3 protein-coding genes are annotated in these 3,398 nt (G+C 72.5%); all 3 read left to right on the forward strand.

All coding sequences use genetic code 11. From position 1 onward, the window contains the following. On the forward strand, positions 1 to 321 hold a 321-nt coding region (locus tag VOI19_RS16635), incomplete at its 5' end, for a M15 family metallopeptidase (RefSeq protein WP_323794075.1). A 103-nt stretch (positions 322 to 424) separates the two neighbouring features. Continuing rightward, a complete protein-coding gene (locus VOI19_RS16640) occupies positions 425 to 1,612 on the forward strand; it encodes an alpha/beta fold hydrolase (protein WP_323794076.1) in 1,188 nt (395 codons plus the stop codon). A 212-nt stretch (positions 1,613 to 1,824) separates the two neighbouring features. Next, positions 1,825 to 3,237, forward strand: coding sequence for an aminotransferase class V-fold PLP-dependent enzyme (locus VOI19_RS16645; protein ID WP_323794077.1), 1,413 nt, complete (start codon positions 1,825 to 1,827; stop codon positions 3,235 to 3,237). The last annotated feature ends 161 nt before the right edge of the window (positions 3,238 to 3,398 follow it).

The raw sequence follows: 3,398 nt of genomic DNA on the forward strand, positions 1-3,398 counted from the left end.
GCCCCTCCGCACGCCGCTCCCCACACCGCCGGCGCTGCCGTCGACGTCGTCCTGACCACTCCCGAGGGCGTGGTGCTCGACGTCGGGTGCCCCATCGACTCGACGCCCGAGGAGAGCGCGGGCCGGTGCTACACCGACCACCCCGACGTCACCGGCGAGGCACTGCTGCTGCGGCGCACGCTCATCGGAGCGCTCACCGGTGCCGGACTGGTCAACTACCCGACGGAGTGGTGGCACTGGTCGTACGGCGACCGCTACTGGGCCAGGACCACCGGGGCGCCGCACGCGCTCTTCGAGGCGCACGGGCCGCCGTCCGCCTGATGCCTGCGCACCCGCCTGCGCACCCGCCTGGGCACCCGCCTGGGCACCCGCCTGCGACCAACGGGTGTCCCGATCTCGCCGCAATCGCGGTAACTTGCGCACTGTGGACCTGATCCCGAAACCCGACCAGGTGGTCTCGGCCGCCAGCAACGTCGCGCACAAGGTGTTCTACGGCGGTCTCGCAGACCTCCGCCCGATGCCGCGCACCCTCATCGACGACGGCACGCTGCGCGAGGTCTACCACTACCGACCGGCCGCGAAGGTCCTCGAGCAGGGCGACCCCGTGCTGCTCGTGACTCCTCTGGCCGCCCCGGCGCTCTGCTTCGACCTGCGCCGCGGATGCTCACTGGTCGAGCACCTCGTGAGCGAGGGCCGTCCGACCTATCTCGTGGAGTACGGCCAGGTCTCGTTCAAGGACCGCAACCTGGGCATGGAGCACTGGATCGAGGAGGTGCTGCCGACCGCGATCCGTGAGGTCTCGGCCCACGCCGGAGGCCGACCCGTGCACGTCATCGGCTGGAGCCTGGGCGGGATCTTCTCGCTGCTCGCCGCCGCCGACAACACCGATCTGCCGATCGGGTCCCTCAGCATCGTCGGCTCGCCCTTCGACGTCAGCCTCGTGCCGCTCGTCGCCCCCTTGCGTCCGCTGCTCAACCTGACCTCCGGTCGCGGTGCGATCACCCGCGCCTACCAGGCCTTCGGCGGCGCCCCGAAGCCGTTGGTGAAGTGGGCCTTCCAGCTCTCCTCGGTGCAGAAGCTCGTCACCAAGCCCATCGCGCTGGCCACGCACCTCGACGATCCCGACTTCCTCGCCCAGGTCGAGGCCGTCGACCGGTTCATGGACAACATGATCGCCTATCCCGGCCGCTCCTTCGGCCAGCTCTACCACCGCTTCGTGAAGGAGAACGGGCTGGTCGACGGCACGTTCGAGACCGGCGACCGGACCATTCGGCTCTCCGACATCACCGCCCCGGTGCTCGTCTTCGGCGGCGCCGGCGACGGCATCGCCCCGGTGCCGGCGGTGCGCGCCGTCGTGCCGCTCCTGTCGGGCTCCGAGGAGGTCCGCTTCGAGATCGTGCCCGGCGGCCACCTCGGCATGCTGACCGGCCGCGCCGCCCGCAACACCACCTGGGCCGTGCTGGACGAGTGGATCTCTCAGTGGTCCACGGCGCCCGACCCCGCGGCGACGGCCTCGGACTCCCCCGGGGACGACGGCGAGGGCGACGAGGGGGCCATCGGCACCGGCCGTCGCACGCACCGGTCCACCACCTCGCGCTCACTCGCCCGCTAGTCCGGTCGGAACGACCGACAGGGCCCCGATCACCACGGGGCCCTAGTCATTTCGGGCCAGAGAACCCGATCTCGTCGTCCGGCGCCGAATGTCGGCGCGGCGATCTATGGTGGCCGAAGTACGACGCAGCAATCGTGCGCTCCCCACATCTCTGCTCGCGCTCTCGCCACTCAAGGACTCCCATGACGACGGCCAGTGCCTCACTGCGCTTGATGAAGACGTCGACCGAGGAGTCCGAGGCGCCGGACCAGCCGGCCTTGACCTCGGTGGTCGGGGTCGGGCCCGCCGACGGTCGGCTCGCACACCGGGCCACCCAGGGGATCACGCGCGGTGTCCCCGCTCCGAAGAGCCGCCTGGAGACGGAGAACGAGCTGGTCGGGTTCGTGTGCGACCTGCTCCAGGCTCCCGACACGGCTGTCGGCACGATCTCCGGCGGGCTCCACGAGTCGGCGCTGATGGTCCTGCGCGCGGCCCGCGACGCACGCCCCCACCTGCGGCGTCCCTCCGTGGTGCTCCCGCAGTCGGCCCACCCCGCCTGGTTCGCCGCCGCTGCCGACGTCGGGGTCACACCCGCGGTCGCGCCCGTCTCGATCGACGGATCGGTCGAGGTCGGACCCATGACAGCGCTCATCCGCGACCAGACCGTGCTGGTGGTCGCCTCGGCCCCCTCCTACACCCACGGCCGGGTCGATCACGTTGCCTGGATCGCCGCCGCCAGCGCCGCGCACGCCGTCCCCCTCCACGTCGACGCCTCGAGCGGCGGCTGGGCCTTGGCCTACGCCGAGCTCGCCGGCCGGCTGCGCCAGCCCTGGGGCTTCGCCGTGCCGGGCGTCTCCTCGATCACCCTCGACGTCGGTCCCGACCGGGGCACGAGCGCCGACGTCTCGATGCTCGTCCACCGTGAGCCGGCTGAGCGGCGGGCCGTGCACGCGTCCGCCCTCGCCTCCCGCGGGCCCCTCGACTCCGATGTCGCGTGGAGCGCGCCGAGCGCTGTGGTCGCCGAGCTCACCGAGACGCTGCGCGAGGTCGGCCACCTGCGCTGCGCCGGGCTCTCCCTCGATGCGCTCGACGCGACGGCCGAGCTCGCGGCCGGCCTCGTCGGCGCCCGCGGCATCACCCTGGTGGCCCAGCCCGACGCCACCACGCTCGTCCTGCGTGCCGACGCGACCTGCGACGCGTTCGTCTTCGCCGACGCGCTGCACCACCGGGGCTGGACGGCGAGCCCGTTCTTCCCCGACCAGGGGCCACCGATGCTGCGGTTCGCGGTGACGGCCGCGATGCTCCCACTCGTGCCGCAGTGCCTTGCCGCGATGGACGACGCCGTGAGCGAGGCGCGAGCCCGCGGACGCGCCCGGGTCGACCCGACCCTCCAGCGACTGCTCGAGAAGCTCGATGCCCACGACGTCAGCGAGTACGCCGCCGAGCTGTTGCTCGACGCAGCGGCCGTGCTCGACGAGTCCGACTCCGACGAGCCCGAGCGTCGCCAGGCGACCAACCTGCTGCTCAAGGCCGCGCCGCCCGAGATCCGTGAGCTGCTTCTGACCTACCAGCGCGACCGGCTCAGCCGCCCGGTGCGCAGGGGCTCGCCGATCCTCACCTTCGCGCCCGCCACCGACGAGGACTGACCGCGACCGGCTGGACCTTCGGTCAGCAGCAGGTCAGCCGCAGATCAGCCGCAGATCAGCCGCCGGTCAGCCGACGGTCAGCCGACGATCGCCGTGACCTCGGCGAGCGTGTAGCGGCCTGCGTCGCTGCCTAGACCGCGCGCGACCTGGCCCGCGGTGGC

This window comes from Nocardioides sp., assembly GCF_034670285.1.
Classification (GTDB): Bacteria; Actinomycetota; Actinomycetes; order Propionibacteriales; family Nocardioidaceae; genus Nocardioides.